Source organism: Corallococcus sp. AB049A (genome assembly GCF_003668885.1).
Lineage (GTDB): Bacteria > Myxococcota > Myxococcia > Myxococcales > Myxococcaceae > Corallococcus > Corallococcus interemptor.
In genome coordinates this window covers 26989-51207 of sequence record NZ_RAWL01000010.1, presented here as the reverse complement: position 1 = coordinate 51207, position 24219 = coordinate 26989, and the positions used below count along the sequence as shown (strand labels likewise).

At 67.6% G+C, this 24219-nt stretch carries 16 protein-coding genes; 10 read left to right on the top strand and 6 right to left on the bottom strand.

Going from position 1 to position 24219, the window contains the following annotated elements:
- Positions 1-167 precede the first annotated feature (167 nt).
- Positions 168-416, top strand: a complete 249-nt coding sequence (gene rpmE, locus D7X55_RS02335) for a 50S ribosomal protein L31 (protein WP_120549018.1) — start codon at positions 168-170, stop codon at positions 414-416.
- 234 nt (positions 417-650) lie between these two features.
- Positions 651-1529 (top strand): site-specific DNA-methyltransferase, encoded by an 879-nt coding sequence (locus tag D7X55_RS02330; RefSeq protein ID WP_120549017.1) that lies wholly within the window; start codon positions 651-653, stop codon positions 1527-1529.
- Positions 1530-1541: 12 nt separating this feature from the next.
- On the opposite strand, the gene D7X55_RS02325 is transcribed toward D7X55_RS02330, so the two are convergent.
- The gene (locus D7X55_RS02325) at positions 1542-3296 is read right to left on the bottom strand and encodes a M1 family metallopeptidase (RefSeq protein ID WP_120549016.1); all 1755 of its coding nucleotides are present in this window, start codon (positions 3294-3296) and stop codon (positions 1542-1544) included.
- A gap of 128 nt (positions 3297-3424) precedes the next feature.
- On the opposite strand from D7X55_RS02325, the gene D7X55_RS02320 reads away from it, so the two are divergent.
- On the top strand, positions 3425-5815 hold the full coding sequence (locus D7X55_RS02320; RefSeq protein WP_121722092.1) for a 3-hydroxyacyl-CoA dehydrogenase/enoyl-CoA hydratase family protein: 2391 nt from the start codon (positions 3425-3427) through the stop codon (positions 5813-5815).
- 81 nt (positions 5816-5896) lie between these two features.
- Positions 5897-7069: a thiolase family protein gene (locus tag D7X55_RS02315; protein ID WP_014395192.1), complete on the top strand. Its 1173-nt coding sequence runs from the start codon at positions 5897-5899 to the stop codon at positions 7067-7069.
- 53 nt (positions 7070-7122) lie between these two features.
- Here the strand turns inward: D7X55_RS02315 and D7X55_RS02310 are convergent, their stop codons facing one another.
- Positions 7123-8961, bottom strand: coding sequence for a MutS-related protein (locus tag D7X55_RS02310; RefSeq protein WP_121722091.1), 1839 nt, complete (start codon positions 8959-8961; stop codon positions 7123-7125).
- 335 nt (positions 8962-9296) lie between these two features.
- On the opposite strand from D7X55_RS02310, the gene D7X55_RS02305 reads away from it, so the two are divergent.
- From D7X55_RS02305 to D7X55_RS02290, 3 genes are all read left to right on the top strand, one after another.
- Positions 9297-10799 carry a DUF4215 domain-containing protein gene (locus D7X55_RS02305; RefSeq protein WP_233609488.1) on the top strand — a complete coding sequence of 501 codons (1503 nt, stop codon included), beginning with the start codon at positions 9297-9299 and terminating at the stop codon, positions 10797-10799.
- Between the two features lie 538 nt (positions 10800-11337).
- Positions 11338-14463 carry an ATP-binding protein gene (locus tag D7X55_RS02295; RefSeq protein ID WP_233609490.1) on the top strand — a complete coding sequence of 1042 codons (3126 nt, stop codon included), beginning with the start codon at positions 11338-11340 and terminating at the stop codon, positions 14461-14463.
- Between the two features lie 133 nt (positions 14464-14596).
- Entirely contained in the window at positions 14597-15496 is a 900-nt protein-coding gene (locus D7X55_RS02290) for a hypothetical protein (RefSeq protein WP_121722087.1), read from the top strand.
- A gap of 79 nt (positions 15497-15575) precedes the next feature.
- Here D7X55_RS02290 and mrpC read toward each other — a convergent pair whose 3' ends face one another.
- From mrpC to D7X55_RS02275, 3 genes are all read right to left on the bottom strand, one after another.
- The gene (mrpC, locus tag D7X55_RS02285) at positions 15576-16322 is read right to left on the bottom strand and encodes a Crp/Fnr family transcriptional regulator MrpC (RefSeq protein WP_014395195.1); all 747 of its coding nucleotides are present in this window, start codon (positions 16320-16322) and stop codon (positions 15576-15578) included.
- A gap of 265 nt (positions 16323-16587) precedes the next feature.
- Positions 16588-18054, bottom strand: coding sequence for a sigma-54 dependent transcriptional regulator (locus D7X55_RS02280; protein WP_120549012.1), 1467 nt, complete (start codon positions 18052-18054; stop codon positions 16588-16590).
- 7 nt (positions 18055-18061) lie between these two features.
- Positions 18062-18994 (bottom strand): sensor histidine kinase KdpD, encoded by a 933-nt coding sequence (locus D7X55_RS02275; RefSeq protein WP_233609487.1) that lies wholly within the window; start codon positions 18992-18994, stop codon positions 18062-18064.
- A 129-nt stretch (positions 18995-19123) separates the two neighbouring features.
- Here D7X55_RS02275 and D7X55_RS02270 point away from each other — a divergent pair, with 129 nt between their 5' ends.
- Together D7X55_RS02270 and D7X55_RS02265 are read left to right on the top strand one after the other, a co-directional pair.
- Positions 19124-21973 carry a fused MFS/spermidine synthase gene (locus D7X55_RS02270; RefSeq protein WP_233609486.1) on the top strand — a complete coding sequence of 950 codons (2850 nt, stop codon included), beginning with the start codon at positions 19124-19126 and terminating at the stop codon, positions 21971-21973.
- Positions 21974-22148: 175 nt separating this feature from the next.
- Positions 22149-22412 carry a hypothetical protein gene (locus tag D7X55_RS02265; protein WP_120549010.1) on the top strand — a complete coding sequence of 88 codons (264 nt, stop codon included), beginning with the start codon at positions 22149-22151 and terminating at the stop codon, positions 22410-22412.
- A 76-nt stretch (positions 22413-22488) separates the two neighbouring features.
- Here D7X55_RS02265 and D7X55_RS02260 read toward each other — a convergent pair whose 3' ends face one another.
- Positions 22489-23682 (bottom strand): hypothetical protein, encoded by a 1194-nt coding sequence (locus D7X55_RS02260; RefSeq protein ID WP_121722084.1) that lies wholly within the window; start codon positions 23680-23682, stop codon positions 22489-22491.
- A gap of 117 nt (positions 23683-23799) precedes the next feature.
- On the opposite strand from D7X55_RS02260, the gene D7X55_RS02255 reads away from it, so the two are divergent.
- Positions 23800-24129 carry a hypothetical protein gene (locus tag D7X55_RS02255; protein ID WP_147442765.1) on the top strand — a complete coding sequence of 110 codons (330 nt, stop codon included), beginning with the start codon at positions 23800-23802 and terminating at the stop codon, positions 24127-24129.
- Positions 24130-24219: the final 90 nt, after the last annotated feature.

Sequence of the window (24219 nt, the reverse complement as noted above, 5' to 3'; positions counted from 1 at the left end):
CCGCCAGGCCACCCACCGGCCTGGGGGGAGGCGTCCCCGGGGAGAAACCCCCGGCCCGGACGCGCATCCTTGAGAAAGGCTGGGGGGATGGCTATAAGCCCCGGCCCACTACAACGCTGGACCTCCCTCCCATCCTGGGCGGGGGCAAGGCGCACTGGAGAGAAGCCATGAAGCCCGACATGCACCCGGTCTACCCGCCCTCCCGCATCACCTGCGCGTGCGGCAACGTCGTCGAGACCAAGTCCACCCGCGGCTCGTTCAGCGTTGAAGTCTGCTCGAACTGCCACCCGTTCTTCACCGGCAAGTACAAGCTGCTGGACACGGCGGGCCGCATCGACCGCTTCAAGAAGAAGTACGCGAACAACGCGCCGGCCGCCAAGAAGGGCGCCAAGGCCGCCGAGCCGGAGAAGGCCTAGTCCTTCCGGCTCCACAGCATCCGCAGCACCCCACGAGCAGGGTCGTGGAGGGCCTCGAAAGACAGAGGCGCTCCCGCCCTGCTCGCGGTGTTTCTGGCCTCGGACGCGCGTCAAATTTTCGCGCGCGTTTTCGGTGCTACAGCCAATTACAGGCCAGAAATTCGACGTAGCAGCCAACTGACCGCACAGTCCGCCGCGTCCCAGAAAGACGTCTGTCCCAAAGACGGAGGCGTGATGTTCGCGGAAGCTGCTGCCCCTGCCCTGAAGGTTGTCCGACGCTCCCAGAACGACAGCGTCTTCGCGAAGCGCGGGGAGGCCTACACGCTGCTGCAGGGCGACAGCCTGGAGCTGATGGCCCAGCTGCCCGAGCAGTCCTTCGACCTCATCTTCGCGGATCCGCCGTACTTCCTGTCCAACGGCGGCACCACCTGCAAGAACGGCAAGCGCGTTTCCGTGGCCAAGGGCCAGTGGGACGTCTCCCGCGGGGTGGAGGAGGACCACGCCTTCACCACGAAGTGGCTCGCGGCCTGCCAGCGCCTGCTGCGCCCCACCGGCACGCTGTGGGTGAGCGGCACCCAGCACGTCATCTTCAACGCCGGCTTCGCCATGCAGAAGCTGGGCTACAAGCTGCTCAACACCGTCACCTGGTACAAGCCCAACGCGAGCCCCAACCTGGCGTGCCGCTACTTCACGCACTCCACGGAGCTGCTCATCTGGGCCTCGCCGTCGTCCGGCGGCAAGCTGAAGCACGTCTTCAACTACCAGCGCATGAAGGCGGAGAACGGCGGCAAGCAGATGCGCGACGTGTGGAACCTGCCGCGCAACGGCGAAGAGGAGCTCACCGCCGACGGCTCCGGCCGCATGTGGACGCAGACGGCCCCGCGCGGCGAGGAGAAGGCCTTTGGCAGCCACCCCACCCAGAAGCCGGTCGCGCTGCTGGAGCGCATCCTGGAGGCGAGCTGCCCGGAGAACTCGCTCATCCTGGACCCCTTCAACGGCAGCGGCACCACCGGCGTGGCCGCCCTGAAGCACGGCCACCGCTACGTGGGCATCGACATGAACCCGGAGTACCTGACCCTGTCCAAGAAGCGCCTGGACGCGGCCCTCAAGTAGTCAAAGCCCCCCTCACGCGCGGGCGAGGATGAGCTCCACTCCCTGCCGCGCGATGGGGTGATACCTCGCCCCGTGCTTCTCGAACGCCGCGCGCGCCACCTTGCGGTGGTCGCGCGACGAGGCGAGCACGCTGTAGAGCGGCTTGAGGTACTTCATGCGCCCCACCTCGCCGAGGAACTCCTCGGCCCGGCCGAGCGGCGCATCGAAGCCCGCGCGCAGCGCCGCCACCAGCCACGCCACCAGCACCTCCGAGTTGCGGCTGCCCGTCAGCCCGTACTTCGCGTCCAGCTCGCGGAAGACCTCCTGGGACGTGTCCGCCGGCATGGATTCCAGGAAGAGCTGCCACTCGGTGGGCGTCCAGTCCTTCGTGTCCGCCTGCGAAGGCACCTTCCCGCGCAGCTTCTCCAGCGCCTCCAGCCGCGCGGAGGTGGGGCGGGGCGCGCTCTGCGGCACGCCGGGCCGGTTGAGGTACGCGTCCGCGTCCACCTTCGCCAGCGCCCCGGGCAGCTCGGCCTCCGTGAAGCGGACGAACTCCTCCGTGGTGAGCGCCTGGAAGCGGTACTTCTCCAGGTAGCGGCGCAGGAACCCGTCGAAGGTGGGGCGGCCCACCGCGTCCTCCAGCGCGCGCAGCAGCAGGTAGCCCTTCTCGTAGGGAATCTGGGAGAAGGCCTCGTCCGGGTCCACGCCGGACAGGTGCGTGCGCAGCGCGGTGAGCTGCGGGTGCGCGCGGAAGTGGTGCATCGCCTCATCCAGCGAACGGCGCCCCAGGGCCGCGTGCAGCGCCGCGACCTCCGGCCCCGCCAGCGCCTCCAGGATGCGGCGCTCCGCGAAGACGGTGAAGCCCTCGTTGAGCCAGAAGTGCTCCGCGGACGCGTTCGTCACCAGGTTGCCCGTCCACGAGTGCGCCAGCTCGTGCGCCACCACGTTCACCAGGCTCTTGTCCCCCGCGATGAGCGTGGGCGTGAGGAACGTCAGGCGCGGGTTCTCCATGCCGCCGTAGGGGAACGACGGCGGCATCAGCAGCAGGTCGAAGCGCTCCCAGTCGTACGGCCCGAAGAGCGACTCCGCGGCCCTGAGCATGTCGTCCACGCCCGCGAACTCGTCCGCCGCGTCCTCCAGCGCCTCCGGCTCCGCCCACACGCGCGAGCGCGGCCCCAGCTCCTTCGACGTGAGGCTGCCCACCGCGAACGCCAGCAGGTACGGAGGCACCGGCTGCGGCATCTCGTAGTGCTCCTCCGCCTCCACGCCGTGCTCTTCGCGCGCGACGAATGACGCCGCCATCACGGACTTCAGCTGCTTGGGCACGCGCAGGGACGCGCGGTAGCGGATGCGGATGCGCGGCGTGTCCTGCAGCGGCACCACGCTGCGCGCGTGGATGGCCTGGCACTGGCTGAACAGGAACGGCTGCTGCCCGCCCGCCGTCTGCGAAGGCGTCAGCCACTGCAGCGCGCTCGCCTCCGGCGACGTGCGGTAGCGCACGGTGAGCTGCTTCACCCCCGAGGGCAGTTCAATGCGCAGCCGGCTGCCCAGGATGGGTTCAGGAGGGGAGAGGATGTAGGGCAAGGGGCGACCCTGGGCATCCACCACGCCGCGGATGTCCAGGTCGCGGGTGTCCAGGTCGAGGGGACCAGCTGACGCCTCCTTGAGGGTCAGCGTGGCCTCCGCGTGCAGGCGCCGCGTCCGGAAATCGACGCGGGCCTTCCACTCCAGCGTTTCGGTCTCGGGCTGCGTGCTGTCGTTGTACGAGTGCGGGTCGAGGCGAGCCATGGGGGGACGACTTGTAGTCGGGGAGCCGACCTCCTGGCGAGGACACCCGACGGCAATGCCGGTTGACTTCCGGGTCAATCGCCTACATTTGTGCAGTCGCCTACTTCCTTAAAGGGAGCTGATTTCCGATGACGACCCGGATCCGAAAAGTGGCGGTGCTTGGCGCTGGCGTGATGGGCAGCGGCATCGCCGCGCATCTGGCCAACTCCGGCGTGCGCGCCCTGCTGCTGGACATCGTTCCTCCCCAGGCTGCTCCGGGCGAGGACACCGCTTCCAAGGCGTTCCGCAACAAGTTCGCGCAGGGCGCCATCGCCAACCTGCGCAAGGCGAAGCCCAGCCCCATCGTGTCCGAGCAGGTGCTCGCGGCCATCGAAGTGGGCAACCTGGAGGACGACCTTGCGCGCCTGGGTGAGTGCGATTGGATCATCGAGGTGGTGAAGGAGGACCTGGCCGTCAAGCAGGCCCTGTTCGCCAAGGTGGAGAAGCACGCCCGCAAGGACGCCATCATCTCCTCCAACACCTCCGGCCTCTCCATCGTGGGCATGACCGAAGGCCGCGGCGCGGAGTTCAAGAAGAACTTCCTCGTCACCCACTTCTTCAACCCCGTTCGCTACATGAAGCTCCTGGAGCTGGTGGCGGGCCAGGAGACGAACCCGGAGGTCGTGAAGACCGTCCACAAGTTCGGTGAAGAGGTCCTGGGCAAGGGCATCGTCTACGGCAAGGACACCACCAACTTCATCGCGAACCGCATCGGCGTGTACGGGATGATGCGGACCATCTCCGAGATGCAGAAGACGGAGATGACCATCGAAGAGGTGGACAAGATCTTTGGCCCGGCCATGGGCCGTCCCAAGTCCGCCGTGTTCCGCACCGCGGACATCGTGGGCCTGGACACGTTCACCCACGTGGCGAAGAACTGTTACGACACGCTGACGCACGACGAAGAGCGCGACGTCTTCGCCGCCCCGGACTTCCTCCAGAAGATGGTGGAGAAGAAGATGCTGGGCGACAAGAGCGGAGGCGGCTTCTACAAGAAGGACCGCTCCTCCGGCGGCAAGGACATCCTCGCGCTGGACTTGAAGACGCTGGAGTACCGGCCGCAGGCCAAGGTGCGCTTCGACTCGCTGGGCGCCGCGAAGGAGATTGAGAACGTCAAGGAGCGCGTGGCGTCCGTGATGAACGCGGACGACAAGGCCGGCAAGTTCGCCGAGCGCGTCACCCTGGACGTGCTGGCGTACTCCAGCCGCCGCATCCCGGAGATCGCCGACGACCTGGTCAACGTGGACCGCGGCGTGCGCTGGGGCTTCGGCTGGGACCTGGGGCCCTTCGAGGTCTGGGACGCCTACGGTGTCCAGAAGGGCGTGGAGCGCATGAAGGCGCTGGGCCTCAAGCCCGCCGCCTGGGTGGAGGAGATGCTGGCCAAGGGCCGCACGTCCTTCTACGGCGTGCAGGACGGCCGCGACACCTACTGGGACATCCCGTCCAAGTCCGTGAAGCCGGTGGTGGAGAACGCCCGGACCTTCCGCGTGGAGTACTTGAAGCGCGGCAACAAGAAGATCACCGGCAACGACAGCGCGTCGCTGTGGGACATGGGAGACGGCGTCACGCTCCTGGAGTTCCACTCCAAGATGAACTCCATCGACGATGAGATCATCGCGATGATGAACACCGCGCTGGATGAGACGGAGAAGAACTTCAAGGGTCTCGTCATCGGCAACGACGGGTCCAACTTCTCCGCCGGCGCGAACATCATGGCCATGCTGATGGCGGCCAAGAGCGAGGACTTCGACTCCATCCGCAAGATGGCGTCCGCGTTCCAGGCGGCCAACCAGCGCATGCGCTACAGCCCCGTGCCCGTCGTGACGGCGCCCTTCAACCTCACGCTGGGCGGCGGCGCGGAGGTCACCATGGGTGGCAACGCGGTGCAGGCCAGCGCGGAGCTGTACATGGGCCTCGTGGAAGTGGGCGTGGGCCTCATCCCGGGCGGCGGCGGCACCATGATGCTGCTGCGCAACGTGTTCGGCACCTACGCGGCGGACAAGGACTTCGACGCGCTGCCCTTCCTCAAGAAGGTGTTCCTCGCCATCGGCATGGCGAAGGTCGCGACCAGCGCCGAGGAGGCCCGCGAGATGGGCTTCCTGTCCCAGCAGGACGGCATCACGGGCAACCGCGACTTCCTGCTGTCGGACGCGAAGTCGCGCGTGCTGGGGATGGCGAACGGCGGCTTCCGCCCGCCGCGTCCCACGCGCTTCCGGCTGCCGGGCCCCAACGGCGCGGCCACCATCGACATGATGCTGTACGACATGCAGCTCAACAATCAGATCAGCGCCCACGACCGGAAGATCGCCCAGAAGCTGGCGCGCGTGCTCTCCGGTGGTGACACCAGCCCGTCCGTGCTGGTGACCGAGGAGAAGCTGCTGGAGCTGGAGATGGAAGCGTTCCTGAGCCTCATCGGCGAGGAGAAGACCCAGGACCGCATGATGTTCATGCTCGAGAAGGGCAAGCCGCTGCGCAACTAGCGCGAGGCGTTTACCCAATGGTTTTCCAGACGCGAATTCCGAAGCACGCCCGGACGCTGTCCGGGCAGGGAGACATCTAAAATGTCCGGTCGAGTCGTGATTGCCAGCGCGGTGCGCACCCCCTTCACCCGCGCCCACAAGGGAGAGTTCAAGGACACGCGGCCGGATACGCTCGCGGCCCTTGCCATCAAGGAGGCCGTCGCCCAGGTCCCCGGCTTGAAGCCGGCGGACGTGGAGGACGTCATCATGGGCTGTGCCATGCCGGAGGCGGAGCAGGGCATGAACGTGGCCCGCAACGCGAGCCTGCTCGCCGGCCTGCCGGACACCGTTCCGGGCCTGACCATCAACCGCTTCTGTTCGTCCGGCGTGCAGTCCGTGGCGCAGGCGGCGCAGGGCATCAAGTCCGGCATGCTCCAGGTGGCCGTGGCCGGTGGCACCGAGTCCATGACCATGGTGCCCATGGGCGGCAACAAGGTCTCCGCCAACCCGGAGATCATGCAGAAGCTGCCGGAGGTCTACACCTCCATGGGCGCGACGGCGGAGAACATCGCCTCGCGCTACAGCGTCACCCGTGAGGACGCGGACAAGTTCGCCGCCGAGTCCCAGCGCCGCGCGGCCACCGCCCGCGAGCAGGGGAAGTTCAAGGAGGAGATCTTCCCCGTCACCACCACGATGTTCGACGAGGACGGCAACCAGAAGCAGGTGACCGTCACGGTGGACACCATCCTGCGCCCGGAGACGACGGTGGAGGGCCTGGCCAAGCTGCGTCCGGCCTTCAACGCCAAGGGCGTGGTGACGGCGGGCAACGCGTCGCCGCTGACGGACGGCGCGGCGGCCGCGGTGGTGATGAGCGAGGAGAAGGCGAAGGAGCTCAACGTCAAGCCGCTGGGCTACTTCGTGGACTACGTGGTCGCCGGCGTGCCGCCCGAAATCATGGGCGTGGGCCCGGTGCCCGCCATCCGCAAGCTGCTGGAGCGCAACAAGCTGAAGATTGAGGACATCAGCGTCTTCGAGCTCAACGAGGCCTTCGCGGCGCAGGCGCTGCACTGCATCCGCGAGCTGGGCATCCCCCAGGACAAGGTGAACCCGAACGGCGGCGCCATCGCCCTGGGCCACCCGCTGGGCGTGTCCGGTGCGCGCATGGTGGCCACCATCCTGCGCGAGCTGAAGCGCCGGGACGGCCGCTACGGCGTGGTGAGCATGTGCATCGGCGGCGGCATGGGTGCCGCGGCGCTGGTGGAGCTGGCGAAGTAGTCCGCTTCCCTTGTCGCGCCCCCTGTTGGATGAAGGGGGCGCGAAGGGGATTGTCAGGAGGCCGGGGCGTCCGGGTCGTTCACCGGGACGCCCGCCAGGCGCAGCACCCGCAGCGCGTTGGTGGTGTCCACCACCCCCTGCCGGAGCTTGTAGTCGAACACCATCTTCCCGTCCTCCAGGTGGTCGCGGAAGTGGACGTTCACCACCTGCGAGCCCGGCTCGTCCGCGAGCACCGCCAGCGACAAATCATGCGTCGTCACCGCGCCACAGGCGCCGGAGGCGAGCAGGAGCCGCAGCACTTCCCGTGAGGCAATCTGGCGCTCGCGGGTGTTGGTGCCCAGCAGGATTTCGTCCAGGAGGAAGAGGGCCTGGCCCTTCGCGGCCGCCGCCGCGTCCAGCACCATCTTCAGCCGCAGCACCTCCGCGTGGAAGTAGGACACGCCGCGCTCCAGCGAGTCCTTCACGCGCATGCTGGTGAGCACCTGCACCGGGGACAGCCGGAACGACGCCGCGCACACCGGCGCGCCCGCCAGCGCCAGCACCACGTTCGCGCCCAGCGCGCGCATCAGCGTCGTCTTGCCGCTCATGTTGGAGCCCGTAATCAGCAGCGCGTGGCGCGGGCCGGGCAGGGACACGTCGTTGGGCACGGGCGCGTCCAGCAGCGGATGCCCCAGCGCGGTGGCCATCACGCTCGGGCCCTGCGCCTCCAGCTGCGGCCAGGTGAAGGCAGGGCGGTCATGGGCCAGGCCTCCCAGGCAGCACAGGGCCTCCAGCTCCGCCAGGCCCTCGAACCACTGGCGCACGTCGCGGCCGTGCGCGGCGCGCCAGTTCTCCAGCGCGAAGAGCGCGTGGATGTCCCAGAGCGTGAGCCAGTGCACCAGGGGGTGGAACTGGTGCCGCTTGAACTCGATGAGCGAGTACAGCCGGCTGAAGCGCTGGAACCGCGCGGACACTGGAGGGCCGCCCTGCGCCGTCAGTCCGGCCTGGAGCTGCTTGAGGCGCGGGTGCTCGAAGGTCTGCTTCTCCACGCGCTCGAAGAGGGATGCGTAGCGCGCGAAGCCGCGCTCGCCGCGCTCCACGCCTTCGTCCATCTGCCGCAGCGTGCGGCGCGTGGCCACGGCGATGCCCAGCTGCGCGAGCAGCCCCAGCCAGACGATGCTGTCCGGAATCACGCCGACAGAGCCCAGGATGAAGAGGGTGAGCGTGACCAGGGGCAGCACGATGGCCAGGGGCCGGGCCCAGCGGATGGCGTCCAGGGACGGGCCGGCCTCCGCCCACTGGATGAAGAGGGCAGGGTCCGCCTTGTCCTTCGCCACCACGCGGGCGTCCACGCAGAGGTCCTGGCGGAAGTCCACGCGCGGGGCCAGCTCTCGCGCCGCGCCCTGCCGGGTGACGACCGCCTCCGCGGTGGCTGGGGCGGACAGCCACGCCGCCAGCCGCTCCTCGCCCGCGCGCGTCGCCGTCTCGTTGATGAGCTGGAAGAGGCTGCCCTGGCCAAAGACATCCAGGTCCGTGGCGTAGAGGTGGTTGGGGGAGAGGAACCGCTCACCGGTTTCCGTGAAGGAATGCCAGCCGCCCTCCAGCCGCGCCAGGCCGCGCTCGTTGAGCAGGACGAAGAGGCGCGCGCGCTGCTCCTTGAGGAACACCTGGTGGTGCAGCACCGCCAGCACGCCATAGACGGCGAGCGCGCCGGCCGCGGCCCACCACCAGGGCTTGGGCAGCCGCCCCATCAGCGTCAGCGCGGCTACGACCAGCGCGGCCACGAAGGCGACGGTGCGCAGGTTGGCGTACCGGGCGCTGACGCGGTCCAGCTCCGTCAGGTCCGCCTGGGCTGCGGCGCGGCGGTCGGTGTACGTGCGATGCGGGCTCTGGGACTCGGTCGGGACGGGCACGATGGCTGCGCATGCTGTGCGGCCCCCCGTCCGAGGGCAAGCGCACAAAGCGCCCCGTCACGCTTCCGGTGCGGACCGACAACATTTCTTCCCGATGGAATCGCGCGGAGGCGGACGGGCATGGGCAGTGCTCCTCGGGGCAACGCCGTCCTGGCCCGGCAATGACAGGGGCGTCGCGAGTCGCATCCCGGATGAGATGGATTTGGAGGTCGCTCATGGTGTTGCAAAGGCTCGCGTCCGAGGCAATTGACTCGCTCGGGCAGCCGGGTCAGAACGCGCGGCCTATGTCTCTGTCTACATCTGGCTCGCCGCTTCGATTCATGAGTGTTCTGCTCATGTCTGTGTCTCTCTTGGTGTCCGCCTGTGGCAAGGATGAGCCGTCCGACCCGGACGGCGGCCCGACGCCGGGCCAGCAGGATGCCTCCACCGCGGACAGCGGCACGGATTCGGGGACGGAGGTCGACGCGGGGACGGAGGTCGATGCCGGGACGGAGGTCGATGCCGGGACGGAGGCCGACGCGGGGACGGAGCCTGATGCGGGGACGGAGGCCGATGCCGGGACGGAGGTCGACGCGGGGACGGAGGCGGACGCGGGGACGGAGGCGGACGCGGGGACGGAGGCGGACGCGGGGACTGAACGTTGCGGCGATGGCCGGGTGGATGGCACCGAGTCCTGCGATGACGGCAACACGTCGCGCGACGATGGCTGCGACGCCACGTGCCACCTGGAGCCGGGCTTCAAGTGCCCCGTCGCGGGCCAGCCCTGTGAAGGGACCACCTGTGGCGACACGGTGGCCGAGGGCACCGAGCAATGCGACGACGGCAACAACGACCTCGGCGATGGTTGCACGCCGCTGTGCACACGCGAGCCTCGCTGCTCCAACGGAGTCTGTCAGGGCATCTGTGGCGACGGCGAGCTGACGCCCAACAGCACGGCCGAGGAGTGCGACGACGGCAACACGCGAGCGAACGACGGCTGCTCTCCGGCATGCAAGCTCGAGCCGGGGTTCACCTGCCAGGTGGTCGTGTCGCCCCTTCCGGACCCGTTGACGCTGCCCATCGTCTACCGCGACTTCCGTGGGTATGACCTGCCGGCCTCCCAGGGACTGCCGCGGGGGCACATCGACTTCGAGAACGCGAACGGCTCGGAGGCGGGCATCGTGGCAGCCACGCTGGGGGCCGATGGCAAGCCTGTCTATGCGAAGGAGGACGTGAGCTCCCTCACCACCCATGGCCGGGCGGCCTTTGACCAGTGGTTCCGGGACGTGCAGGGCGTGAACAAGACCGTCGTCAAGAGCGTGGACCTCTCGCGTGGGTCGGGCCGCTCGTACCAGTTCAATGACCCGGCCTTCTTCCCGCTGGATGACGCGGGCTGGGTGGCCTCCGGTCAGGAACCCCTTCGTGAGGTTGGCAACCCCAGCGTGGCTCACAACTTCAGCTTCACCAGCGAGACGCGCTACTGGTTCGAATACAAAGGCACCGAGGTGTTCTCCTTCAGCGGAGATGACGACGTCTGGGTGTTCATCAACCGCCGCCTCGCACTCGACCTGGGCGGGGTCCATGGCCCTGCCTCCGGCACCGTCAATCTGTCGCAACAGGCCAGCGCACTCGGCCTCACGCCAGGGGGCATCTACGAGCTCGTGGTGTTCCAGGCTGAGCGCCACACGGTCGCTTCCACGTACCAGCTCACGCTCGACGGTTTCGCGTACCCCTCGAAGCACACCGTCTGCGCACGTCTCTGCGGCAATCACGTCGTGGACCAGGGCGAGGAGTGCGATGACGGCAACACCCAGGGAAATGATGGGTGCAGCGCCACCTGTACGCTGGAGGTTGACTGAGGAGCACCCTGACGGCGAGGGTGTCCGGGAAGGGCAGTCTGCGCGTGTACTTGATGGACCTGCCGGGGAACCGCGTGCCCGAGAAGGAAGGGAGAGGGTGCCTGGCTGAAGCTGGAGGAGCGGTCCTGCTGGGCGGCATGGGTTGACAGCCCATGCGGCCTCGGCAGTTGAATGGTGTGCCCACGCCCTCCAGGAAACGAAGCTGCGACCGTACATCCAACTCAACATCGAGGCGCTTGAGTCCATCTCCAGGAATGCATGGGACGACGTTGCGACCCAACGCGCGGTGTCACGGGAGCTTTCGCATCGGACGACCCGGAGAGCCGGCAGGCTCCATGAGCAGGTCCTCCAACGCATCTCAGACCTGGAGAAGGTGGCGCTCAGTCCGTCGACGTCCGCTGGCGCTTCACCCCCTGCCATAGCCCCCGTCGAGCCCCTGGTACAACGCGTCCCGCCTCCGGCCGCGCGTGTCGCCTCGGAAGAGGCATCTCCTGCAGGTCCCTCCGTTCGGGTCCTGGATGCCTGGACCGCATTGGAGGTGCTCTCTCCGAATGGCTTCCGACAGCGAAAGCAGTTGGTCTTTGACGGAGACAGCCGAGAGGTCGCGGTCTTTCGCCCAGAGGTGCTCCCCTGGGAAGCGGGAGAGAAATCCCGGCGAGACTTCCGGCTGTATTACCAGGTCGTTCTGGGCACGGTGGACCTGGACAAGGCCCTCCCTCAGTTGCTCAATCGCTATGTGGATGGACGAGAAAATCGTCCTTCGCATCACGGCGAGTCCATCCTGGCGCTTGTCATCCTCGACAAATCTGGCTGCTTGGTTGAAGCGCCCGCGGTGCACGTCTCGAGCTTTGCTTGGGGTCTACCCCAAGCTCTGCGTGGAGAGTTGACGCAGCTTGCCGCGTGGGAATCGGCGGAACGAAAGCTGACCGCCGAGCTTGATGCCCGCTTGCGGAAGGTCAATGACGAAGGAGCGCCTCTTCCCGTCGACAGGCAGCGATTGATGGGCGCATGGGAGTGGCTGGTGAGGACCCTGGGCTTGGCTGCGGACATCGTGAAGCCCCCGGAGTTCGCCATTCGCAGCTATCAGCACATGTTCAGCAAGGACACTCCAGAGCCCCTGTTGCTCAACAGCTTTTTTCTGGGTGACCTTGGCCGGGCAAAAACCCTGTTCGCCGACAACCGGGCTCCAGCGAATCTGACGTGCTACTTGAGGGGGCTTTCCGCTCAGCGGCGCAACCTGTTGTCGGAGAAAGATGCGCTGGATGAAGTGATGTCCCCCGCTTGGACGCCTCCTGCGCGCTGGCCGGGACCGAACCGAAGTCCGCTCGTGCTCCTTCAGCAGGCAGCCATAAACATCGCGACACAGGGAACCGCACACGGGCGTATCACCGCTGTGAATGGGCCTCCTGGGACTGGCAAGACGACATTGATCCGGGATCTGGTCGCAGCGGTGGTCACCGCTCGCGCTGAGTCGATGGCGCTCTTCGACAATCCCGTGGACGCCTTCATTCCGACGGGAGTGCAGGTCAAATGGAGCCAGTTCAAGGGCGAACTCTTCAAGGTGGACGACCGTCTGCTGGGATTCGAGATGGTTGTGGCTTCATCCAACAACAAGGCTGTTGAGAACGTTAGCGCCGAGTTGCCGACCCTGAAGTCGGTCGCGGAAGACATTCCGGGACTGCGCTACTTCACCACGATCTCCAATGCCTTGCAGTCCACGCCAACGTGGGGGTTGGTGGCCGCGGTTTTGGGAAACAAGAAGAATCGCCGCGATTTCAAGCAGGTCTTCTGGGAAGACGGTGACCATGGGCTTGCGACGTATTTGTGCTCGGCAATGGGCACTCTTCAGTCCTTCGGGTTTGAAGATCCCGTGACGAAGGAACGCAGGACGCGCCCTCCCAGAGTCGTTTCAGAAGAAGAGGCGCCACGAAGTCCGCGCGAAGCTCGGTACCAATGGGATGCCGCACGCAAGGCATTCCTAGAGAGTCTGGCCCGGAGTCGGCAGAACTTGGCGCGGCGGGAGCATGTCAGGGACGCTCTTCGCTCATTGCCAAAGCATGAGGATGAAGTTCGGCGCCGTGAGGGAGAACTGACTCAGTCGGAGGTCAGCAGGCGAGTTGCGCAAGGGACGCTGGAGGCTGCTCGAACTCAAGAGGCATCGACACGGCGGGAACTGGAAAAAGCCAGGACCGCATTCGATGCTCACGAGCGGCTGAAGCCTCCATTCTTCCATCAGCTTTTTCGAACGGGCCGGGCTCGTGAGTGGAGCCGTGTTCGCGCTTCGTTGGAATTAAAGCTCCACTCTTTGGAGGGAGCGCTGAAGAAGGCCGAGGAGGAATCCACGGCCGGCGAACGAGCAGCGCAAATGGCTGTTTTCGCAAGACGTCTGGCCCAGCAACAATTGGAAAAGGCGGTAGCGGCCCGAGAGACTGCAATGAGCACCGTCCGGGCAGAAAGGGACAGGACCGAAGGCGGATGTATCGACGCTGATTTCTTCCGTCGGCCTCATGCCGAACGACAGATGTCAACTCCCTGGCTGAATCAGATGGAACAGGAGGCTCGCGATGACGTGTTCGTCGCTGCGCTGGCGCTCCACAAAGCGTTCATTGGCGTGGTCGCGAAGCCGTTGCGGGACAATCTGAGCGCCCTCATGCGCGCCATGTCGAAGGGCCTTCCAGCGGAACAAAGGTCGTTGCTTCCTCACTTGTGGTCTTCGTTGTTCCTGGTGATTCCTCTGATTTCCACGACCTTCGCGTCCGTGGGAAGGATGTTCAAGGACTTGCCTCCTGAGTCATTGGGATGGCTCATCGTGGATGAAGCAGGGCAGGCCACCCCGCAGTCAGCAGTCGGCGCATTGATGCGGACCCGCCGGGCCGTTGTGGTGGGTGACCCCATGCAACTGGAGCCGGTGGTGACCATGCCCCAGTCATTGACGGCAGCGATCTGCCGCTCTCTGGGCGTTGACCCGCTCCGGTTCAATGCGCCTGTTGCTTCAGTGCAGACACTTTCGGACTCCGCCTCGTCCTACATGGCTGAGTTCGCAGGCAAGGATGGCAGCCGTCAGGTGGGCGTGCCGCTGCTGGTCCACCGGAGGTGCTCCGAGCCCATGTTCTCGCTGTCGAATGCCATCGCGTACGAGCATCTGATGGTGAGCGCCAAGAAGGCTGCTCCGTCCCGTATCCGCGATGTCCTGGGCCCCTCGGCCTGGCTGGACGTGCGGGGAACGGCCGAGGACAAGTGGTGTCATGAAGAGGGTGAGCAGGTTGTGGACCTCCTGCGGCGGTTGCGCCACGCTGGAGTGCCGCCCTCGCTCTATGTCGTCACACCCTTCGTTGCGGTCGAGACGAACTTGAAGAGTCTGCTGCGCCGGCAAGGTGTCTTTCAGGGCTGGGTTGACGAGCCCTGGAAGTGGATGGAGGAGCGCGTCGGCACGATTCATACGGTCCAGGGGCGCGAGGCCGAAGCCGTCATCGTCGTTTTGGGGGCCACAAGGGAGGACCAACGCGGCGCACGAGATTGGGCAGGGAGACAGGCGAACCTGCTGAACGTCGCGGTGACCCGTGCGAAGGAACAGCTCTACGTCATTGGGAACCGCACGCTCTGGCGTGAATCGGGATTCTTCGCGGCGCTTCACGTCGGGCTGCCTTCTTCTCCGCGTCGGTGAGCCCACAAGGCGCAAGCGGTGACGCGGTGCCCCGCGGGCCCGCGGAGTTGACTCCCAGTGGGCCCCCGGGATTTGAATGCACCCCGTGAGGGACGGTCGGGCCGGCCGTTCCTCACCGAGGGGGCTTCACCCCATGTCGTTACCCAAGGTCGTGCTGGGCGGAGGGCTCGTCGCGAGCCTCTTCGCCGCGCCTCCCGCCGAGGCGCGCTTCGGCAAGCGCTCGGACTCCCACGAAACGTCGAAGCCCGTCCACAAGGCGTCCGCCATTGGCGCCGAGGACGACACTTCGAAGCAGGACGACGAAAACAAGAACCGCTCATCCAGGACGACGACCGTGTCCTCCACGGACGACACCTTCGAGTTCAACTCGAGCGCGTCCGACGACGCCGTTGGGGTCATCCTGGGCGCGCTCTTCGAGCTGATGTTCCGGGGGATGGGGGAGGCCATCGGTAGCATGGGCACCCACCAGGGCCACGACATCGACGCTCCGGACGCGCAGCCCGAGCGCAACTCGCTCCGGCACGCGGTGCCGTTCTCCCTGCGCCTGGGCATGCTGGTGTCACCCATCCAGGGCGGCATGGGCGTGGACTTCGACCTCGGCTTCGACACCCGGCGCTTTGGCGTGGACCTGCGGCTGGCGCGCCTGACGGGGAGGTGGGACACCTCGGCGTACCGCGAGGCGCGCACCCTGGGGGAGCTGCACCTGACGTACTCCCCCATCGTCCGGGAGGAGCTGCGCCTGCGCATGGAGGCCGGCGTCTCCACCCTGGATGCGCCCGGGCGCCTCTACGTGGCCCCCAGCGCGGGCGTGTCCGTGGAGGCGTGCCTGCTGGGCCCCCTGGACGTGGAGGGGCGCCTGCAGGTGACGCCCGGCCCCTACCAGCAGCTGGACGCGCGCGCGGGGCTGGCGCTGCACCTCGGCGGGTTCATGCTGCGCGGCGGGGTGCGCTACCTCAACCTGGACTCCGAGGTGGCGCCGCTGGGGATGCCCCTCGGCTTCGCACCCGAGTTCGGCGCCGGCTTCGTCTTCTGAAAACACCACGGGCCCGGCCGCGGATGCGGTCGAGCCCGTTGGACGTCACGGTCCCTGCGTGGAGCAGGGACGCGAGGGATTACTTCTCCTTGGAGGCCAGCTTGCGCAGGGCCTTCTGGTCGCGCACGCAGAGGATGCGGCCGACGTTGCCGAGCACGCCCTCGCGCTTCATCTCGTTGATGAGGGTGGACACGAAGGAGCGCGAGGCGCCCACCAGGTCCGCCAGGTCCTGCTGCGTAATCCCGCGCAGGTCCGTCTCACCGCCGTGGGGGCAGCGCTCACCGTGCGCCTCCACCAGCGTGAGCAGGGTGTCCGCCAGCCGGGCCGGGACCTCCTTGAAGGTCAGGCCCAGGACGCGCTTGCGCAGCGAGCGCACGCGGTCCGCGTAGGCGCGCACCACGTCCACCGCCAGGGCCGGACGGGCCTCCAGCTGGGCGCGGAAGTCACGGCCCTCGATGCTCCACACCTCGGCCTCGCCCGCCGCCACGGCCATCTCCTCGATGGGCGTGCCTTCCGGGCGGAACAGCTCGCCGAACAGGTCGCCCGGGCGGAGGATGGACACCACCGAGCGGGTGCTGTTCTTGCCAATGCGCATCAGGCGCACGCGGCCGGACTTCAGCAGGTACACGCGGTCCGACGTGTCGCCGGGGCGGTAGATGGTGGAGTTGTGCGGGAAGGACTCGACCTTGAAGTAGCCCTTGAAGTCGATCGCTTCCTGGCCAGGGACCAGCTTGTTCGCGGTCACCATCATGCCGGACGACGTCGCCTGCAGGGGCGCCACGACGTTGGAACCGATGGGGCCGAGGGGGCGGTTGAAGCCGTGCATGGGAGTCTCCTGGAAAGACGGAAAGGGATGGGGAAGGTTGGTCGCTGCTGCTGCTGCGGACGGACCTTGCCCTTTCCAAGAGGCGTGCCAGAGACACTCGAAGTATTCCCAGGGGAACAGTTCGAGGAATGCCGGGTACTTAGCGCTACAGCCCGGTCCGCCCCCCCCAACTGTGTCCGAAACCTGAAACAGAACGTTCAAACAGTCTGATCAGTTTGAACGAAACGTTAAAGAGGCGCACCGGTTTGTCCGGGCTGGGACACTGTCAGGAAGCATCCTTCACCGGATAAGGGTGCACCTGTGGACCATGACCCTGTGCAAGACCGAACTTTTGAAGCTTTCGTTCAAGGGTCGGACGGCTGATGCCCAGGATCTGACACGTGCGGCCCTTGTGGCCCTTGGTGACGGCCATGGCGCGGGCAATGAGCTGCCGCTCGGCCTCTTCCAGCGTGGGGATGAGGCTCACGTCGTCCACGGCGGGGGCGGCGAACATGCTGCTGGCGGCGCCAGCGGCGCGCTGGGCGGCATCCAGGGGCCCTGAGGGGGTGGCCTCCAGGGCGGGCAGGTCGTCACCCCGGAGCACGTCACCGGGGGCCAGCACCACGGCGCGGGTGAGGACGTTCTCCAGCTCGCGCACGTTGCCGCGCCAGGGCAGGCGCGTGAGGCGCTCCATGACTTCGTGGGGCACGCGGGTGACGCGTTTGTGCACCTTCTCGTTGATGCGCTCCAGGAGGTGCTTCACCAGCGGGGGGATGTCCTCGCGCCGCTCACGCAGGGGTGGGATGACGAGCGTGATGACCTTGAGGCGCTGGTAGAGGTCCTCGCGGAAGCGGCCCTGGTCCACCTCGTCCGCGAGGTTCCGGTGGGTCGCGGCGATGACGCGGGCGCGCAGCTTCACGCGCTTGACGCCGCCCACGCGCTCGAACTCGCGCTCCTGGAGCACGCGCAACAGCTTCGCCTGGAGCATCAGCGACATGTCGCCAATCTCATCCAGGAACACGGTGCCGTCCTCGGCCAGCTCGAACTTGCCGGGCTTGCCGGCCACGGCGCCGGTGAAGGCGCCCTTCTCGTGGCCGAACAGTTCGCTCTCCAGCAGCGTGTCCACGATGGCGGAGCAGTTGATGCCGATGAAGGGCCGGGGCTCGTCGTAGGAGTAGTTGTGGATGACGCGGGCGATGAGCTCCTTGCCGGTGCCGCTCTCGCCGTTGATCAGCACCGTCGCGGTGCTGCCCGCGACCTTGCCAATCTCCTTCACCAGCTGCTGCATGGACGGGCTGGTGCCCACGATGTCGCCCAGGCGGACGACGGCGTTCTCGCGGTGGACCTCGTCCGCGCGGCGCGACAGCTGGCGGTACTCCAGCGCGCGCTCCACCACCAGGTCCAGGGCGGCGGGGTCCGGGAAGGGCTTGTGGATGTAGTCGAACGCACCGGCCTTCATGGCCCGGATGGTCGTCTCCATGTCGTGGTACGCGGTCACGAGGATGATGCGTGCGTCGCCGCACAGCGTCTTCATCTCCTCGATGATCTCCAGGCCCGTACGGTCCGGGAGCATCATGTCCAGGATGACCACGCTGGGCATGTTCTCCTGGGCGGCCTTCAGGCCCGCGGCGGCGCTGGTCGCGGTGACGACCTGGTAGCGCGGCTGACCGTCGTCCTGCTCGATCTCCTCGAAGTGCATCGTGAGGGTTTCGAGCAGCGACACGTCATCGTCGACGATGAGGAGGGTCTCCATGGGGTCCTCAGGCGGCGAAGGTCAGCGTGAACACCATCCCCGGTTCCGCGCTCCCCTGGGCCGCCACGTCGCCCCCCACGCCCGTCATCACCCGCCGCAAGGCAGCCAGGGACAGCCCCGCGCCTCGCGCCAGCCGCGAGCCGAAGGGGTCGAACAGCGTGCCCCGCTCCTCGGGAGGCAGGGCCGCGGCCGGATCATCCAGGATGAGGCTGACGTGGCTGGGGTCGTCCTTGCGCAGCGTCACCTGGACGCGGCCCTCTTCGGGCAGGCCCATGGCCACGTTGAGCAGGACTTGTGCGAGCACGGGCCTCAACCGGTTGGGATCCACCCTCACGCGGGGCAGGTCCGCCTCTTCATTCACGTCCACCTCGATGCGGCGCTCGGCCAGCTCCGGGGCCACCATGGCGGTCGCCTCCTGGACGACCGAGCGCAGGGCGTGGGCATCCAGGTTCGCGGCGCTCTCGCGGCCGTACTCGGAGAGCAGCCACAGCATGCGCTCCATGGTCCGGATTTCGCGGTTGGCGATGGTGAGCCGCCGCTTGTCCCGGTCCGACAGGCCGGTGTTCCGGGCCAGCGTCTGCACCGCCATCTTCACGGAGGACAGCGGGTTGCGGATCTCATGGCTGAGCGACGAGGACAGCTTGGAGATCTGCACCGGCGGGGCGCCCTCCAGCACGGCGCCCAGGTCGAGCACGCCCGCGGAGGCCTCTTCGCCGTCCATGCCCAGCACGAGGCGCAGGTGGGTGGGGGGCGGATTCGCGTTGACGCCGCCGGAGGAGACGGTGACGAACTCCACGGCGCGGCGGTCCTCGCGCGCTCGCGCATCCAGTTCGCGGGCGCGCTCCTGGGGAACCCCGAGCGCGGTGTGCAGGGACATGCCCACGAGCGCCTTGGCGTCGCGGCGCAGCACCTGGGCGCAGTCCCCCTCGGCACGTGTCACCCGGAGGTGGGGGGACCAGGCGAGCTGAGCGACTTGCAGGAGTTGGGCGTTCATTGGTGGACCTGAAACATACCGGGTAACGTCGAGCGCGTCCCTATGACCCGCACTCCACGTCCTCCGAAGAACCTTGTGGCCGCCCTTCTGTTCCTGTCCGGGGCCACGGCGCTCGTCTACGAGCTGGTGTGGTCCAAATACCTGGGGAACGTGCTGGGCAACAGCGGTCAGGCGCACGCCGTCGTGCTGGCCACGTTCATGGGGGGCCTGGCGCTGGGTGCGTTTGTCTTCGGGCGGACAGCGGACCGGGTGAAGAGCCCGCTGGCGCTCTACGGCGTGCTCGAATTGGGCGTCGGTCTGTACGCGCTGGCGTTTCCCTACGTCCTGGGAGCGCTGGAGCACCTGTGGCTGGCCCTGGCGCCGCACGTGCCGGAGGGCCTGCGGGTGGCGCCGCGCCTGCTCGTGTCCTCGCTGTCACTGGTGGTGCCCACGCTGCTCATGGGCGGCACGCTGCCGGCGCTGGTGCGTCACTTCGCGGCCAGCCTGGCCAGCGTGCGCAAGGAGCTGGCCAGGCTGTATGCCATCAACAGCCTGGGCGCGGCGGTGGGCGTCTACGTGGCGGGCACGCGGCTGGTGCCGCTGGTGGGCCTGTCCGCGTCCGCGCAGATTGCCGCTGGCCTGAACGTGTTCCTCGCACTGGCGGCGTTGGCGCTGGCCCGTCAGCACCCACCGGCGGTGGTGGTGGGGGCGGCTCCGTCGGCGGAGGACGTGGCCTATCCCCGGCGCGCGGTGCGGGCGGCGCTCATCGGCGTGATGCTCTCCGGCTTCACGTCCATGCTGTATCAGGTGACGTGGATCCGCCTGCTGGCCATCGTGCTGGGCGCTTCCACGTATGCCTTCACGCTCATCCTGACGGCGTTCATCCTGGGCATCGGCCTGGGCAGCTTCTGGCTGATGACGCGCAAGGAGGGTGGGGATTCGCTGAAGCTGTATGGGTGGACGCAGGTGGGGCTGGTGTTGAGCCTCTGCGTGGCGCTGCCTTTGTACGTGCGGCTGCCGCACCTGTTCCGCTGGTCGGAGTGGATGCTCACGCGCGCGGTGGAGACGTGGCCCATCTTCCAGGGCGTCACCTTCGCGTTCTGTTGCGCGGTGCTGCTGATCCCCACGTTCATCATGGGTGTGGCGTTCCCGGCGGCGGCCCGCGTGGCCACGGCCAAGGTGTCCGAGGTGGGGCGCGAGCTGGGCGGCGTGTACCTGTGGAACACGGCGGGCACGCTGTCCGGCTCCGTGCTGGGCGGGCTGGTGCTGATGCCGTTCTGGGGCATGCAGGGCAACTTCATCGCGGGCGCGGTGGCGAACCTGGTGGCGGCGGGGCTCGCGTTCCACGCGCTGTCCGCGCCGAAGGAAGGGCAGGGTGTCAGCGCGGTGCCGGCGTGGAGGACGTTCGCGCCGGTGGGCGGGGCGGCGCTGCTGGCGGTGGTGGTGCTGGGCAGCATGCAGGGCTGGCCGCAGCGGCTGTCGGGCATCGCGGCGATGCGCGCGTATGAGAAGCCGCCGGAGAGCTACGCGAAGCTGGTGGAGGACACGGAGCGGGCCATCGTGCCGCGCTTCTACGCGGACGACACCTTCGCCACGGTGATGGTGGGGGACCTGTCGAGCGAGAGCCTCCGCTTCATGAAGATCAACGGCAAGACGGACGCCACGAACGGTGGCGACATCGAGACGCAGGTGATGGCGGGCCACCTGGGCGTGCTGATGCACCCGCGAGAGCCGAAGAACGTGCTGCTCGTCGGCTCGGGCGCGGCCATCACCGCGGGCAGCGTGCTGGCGCACCCGGTGGAGCGCCTGGACATGGTGGAGATCTCCCCGGCGGTCATCGAGGCGGCGCGCCTGTTCAAGGCGGACAACCGCAACGCGGTGGATGATCCGCGCACGCACGTGCACATCGACGACGCGAAGACGTTCATGGCGCTGGCGCCCATCCAGTACGACCTCATCGTCAGCGTGCCGTCCAACCCCTGGGTGACGGGCGTGTCCGGCCTCTTCACGCGAGACTTCTTCCAGCTGGTGGACAAGCACCTGACGGACGACGGCGTGCTGGTGCAGTGGATCCACACCTACGAGAGCAACACGGAGCTGGTGAAGCTGGTGATGCGCACGCTGCACGACACCTTCCCGCACGCCACGACGTGGCTGGGGCCGGAGGACCTGGTGATGGTGGCCAGCCGCAAGCCGCTGTCCTTCGACGCGGCGGCGGTGGCGGCGCGCATGGCCCGGCCGGAGGTGAAGGAGGACCTGGCGCGCGTGGAGATCCACGACCTGTTCGGCCTGTTGTCCAAGCAGGTGCACACGGAAGAAGGCCAGAAGGCCTTCGCGGGCGAGGGCCCCATCAACACGGACGATCACAACCTGCTGGAGTACGCGTCGCCGGTGGCCTTCTTCCTGGCGAACCTGGACGTGCGCGTGAAGGACGAGCGCCGCTCGCCGGAGCTGGGGCCGGGCCTGCTGTTGCACCAGTACGTGCGTGAGAACCCGCCCACCGCCGAGCAGGTCGCGAAGCTGTACCGCAACGTGGAGCGCTACCACTCGGAGAAGAACCCGGTGGTGCGCGGCGTCGCGGCGCTGTGGCGTTCGCTGGCGCCCGAGGACCCCGCGGCGGCGCTCGCGCTGGGCCGGGCCGTGCTGGCGCAGGGGGACCTGACGCAGGCGGCGTCCATCCTGGAGCCGGAGGTGGCGAAGGGTGGCCGCTCCCCGGAGTTGGTGACGGAGTACCTCAAGCTGGTGACGGCCCGGACCTGGGCATCGCGCACGGTGTGGACGCCGGTGAACGGCGAGGAGGCGCTGGCGGTGGCCCGGGACGTGGTGGCGCGCCATCCCCAGGACACGAAGCTGCAGAAGGCATACAAGGCCTACTGTGAAGCGCTGCCGCCGGCGGCCTGCACGCGCCCGGCGAATCCCCCCACGGTGGCGCCCGGCGCGCCGTGAAAACGGGGCGGATCAGGCCGTTGAGAGGTGCCAGGTCCGCGGAATTGCTTGATCCGGGCCCCCATCCTCCCGATGACGGATGGAGGTGCTTGCCCGCCCGTTGTACTGTCCGTATCGACCCTGACTTCCCGCAGGGTGTGTCTCTCCACCGCTGCAACGACCCCCGGAGTTCTCCATGAACGCGATCGCGAAGGCCCCGAAGAAGCAGTTCCGCAAGAACCGTGGTCAGGGCATGACCGAGTACATCATCATCGTGGCCCTCATCGCGATCGCCGCCATCGGCGTGATCACGCTGTTCGGCGACAACATCCGCAAGCTGTTCGGCGCCTCCGCCGCGGCGCTGGCCGGTAACGACAACGTCGCGAACGACGGCCAGACGGCGACCGACGCGCTGAAGAAGAAGACGATGAAGAACTTCGGTCAGAACAACACCTACTGAGCCACGCTCGGCGGTGCGCGAATGGCAGGTCCCTCCACTTGGAAGGGCCTGCCATTTTGCTTTTGCGGGGTGGGGACTACCGGGCCTGAGGAGCCGGGCGCTGAGCGGAGAAGCCCAGGCGGCGCAGCATCACCTGCCGGATGGAGGGGATGCGGAAGCGGAAGATGAAGGCGTCCGCGAAGTAGTGGGCGAGCACGCACGCGAAGCCCAGCGAGGTGAACGCGCGGAGCAGGGGATGCGTTTGAGCGCCGACGCCAATGCCCAGCGAGCCGCGCATGGGGCCATCCAGCAGGAAGCCATGCACCACGCCCAACGCGAACAGTGGGAGCATGGAGAGGACCATGGCGGGCCAGATGAGCTTCTGGCTCAGGCGCGGTGAATCACCGTCACGGGGCTCCAGCATGCGAGCGCTGAGGACGTAGTACTCCAGGCCGTGCATGCCCGGGAGCATGACGTAGCCCCAGGACGGGGCCACGAGCGCGAGGCCCGTCGCGGTGGCCATGCCCAGGAGGTAGAGCACCTTGGGGCCGCTGGCGGTGCCGGAGCGGAGCACGCTGCGGAAGAGCAGGAGGAAGTAGCCCAGCCAGATGGCGATGAGCAGGGGGAGTGTCTGCCACGGCAGGACAGCGCCCTGGCCCACGTCGAGGTAGGCGCCCGCGCCCGGAGCGGCGGACTCGGCGACGAAGAAGATGCGGACGAGGAGGACGCTGAGGAGCAGCGGGACGTAGAGCTGCTGGAGCTTGCGTTCCAGGGCGGAGGGCGGCGCGAGGCCGGCCTGTCCACCGCGCAGGCCATGCAGGGACCACAGACCCCGGTGTTGCGACAGGGTGTGGTGCATGCCGAAGACGTTGAAGATGACGGCGACGGCGAAGGTGTGGATGGAGCGGTCGGCGTAGAAGGTGAAGAACAGCGCCGCGCCCACGCCGAGCATGGCCAGCGCACCGGCGAGGATGGTGCGCGGCTGCTTGGGGGCGGCGGTGAGCACGTCCCGGTGCACGCCGAAGAGCAGGAACGTGAGGATGACGTGCGTGGCGTTGCCCAGGAGGTTCTGGGCGGTCCAACCCAGGAGCCGGTGGGCGTTGTCCGCGGCCGCCGGGGCAAGGAAGGTACTGGCGACGGCGGCGACCAGCGTCAGGGCCAGGGGGAGGCCCAGGATGGCGAGGTCGGCCCGAGGAGAGAACAGCCACAGCTGGCGAAAGCGCAGGGAGCCGGGAGCGGCCGGCGTGTCCTGCTCCGTGGCGGTGGCGACTCCGGGGCTCAGCGGTGTCATGGGATTGGGAGTATACCGGGTCCCCCGGCCCCCAGAACCCGAGCCACCCTGCCTGCCAGGCGGGAGGCGGAGTGGGGGCAGGCCCAGGGGTGATTCACGCTGACGGAGGTGGAACGAATGCCGCGGGGACGACCGGTCGCTTCATTGGCTCCAGATTCATACAAGGAGTGGCTGATCCTGACGGCGGTCATGCTCGGGATTATTTCTGTCCACGCTTTTGTGACCTGGGGCCGCCCACTCATCGGTGGACCGCTGTACTGGATTCTCTGGGCCGCGTGGCTGGCCTGCACGGTGTTCGAGCTCGGGCGGCGTGCCTGGCTGATTCGTGTCTCACGGGCTTTGACCTACGACGACCTCGACGTGCGGCTGTGGAGCTGCAGCCAGGTGCTGGGGTTGGCCTCTTTCGCGTTGAGTTGGATCAGCGGCGTTGCCCCCTACGTGAAATAGCGGCTTGCGAGCGGGAGGTGGGTCATCAACAGGAGCGTGGTGTGGACTCTGGCGGGATGCCTGCTGGTCTTCGTGGCGTTTATTGCGCTT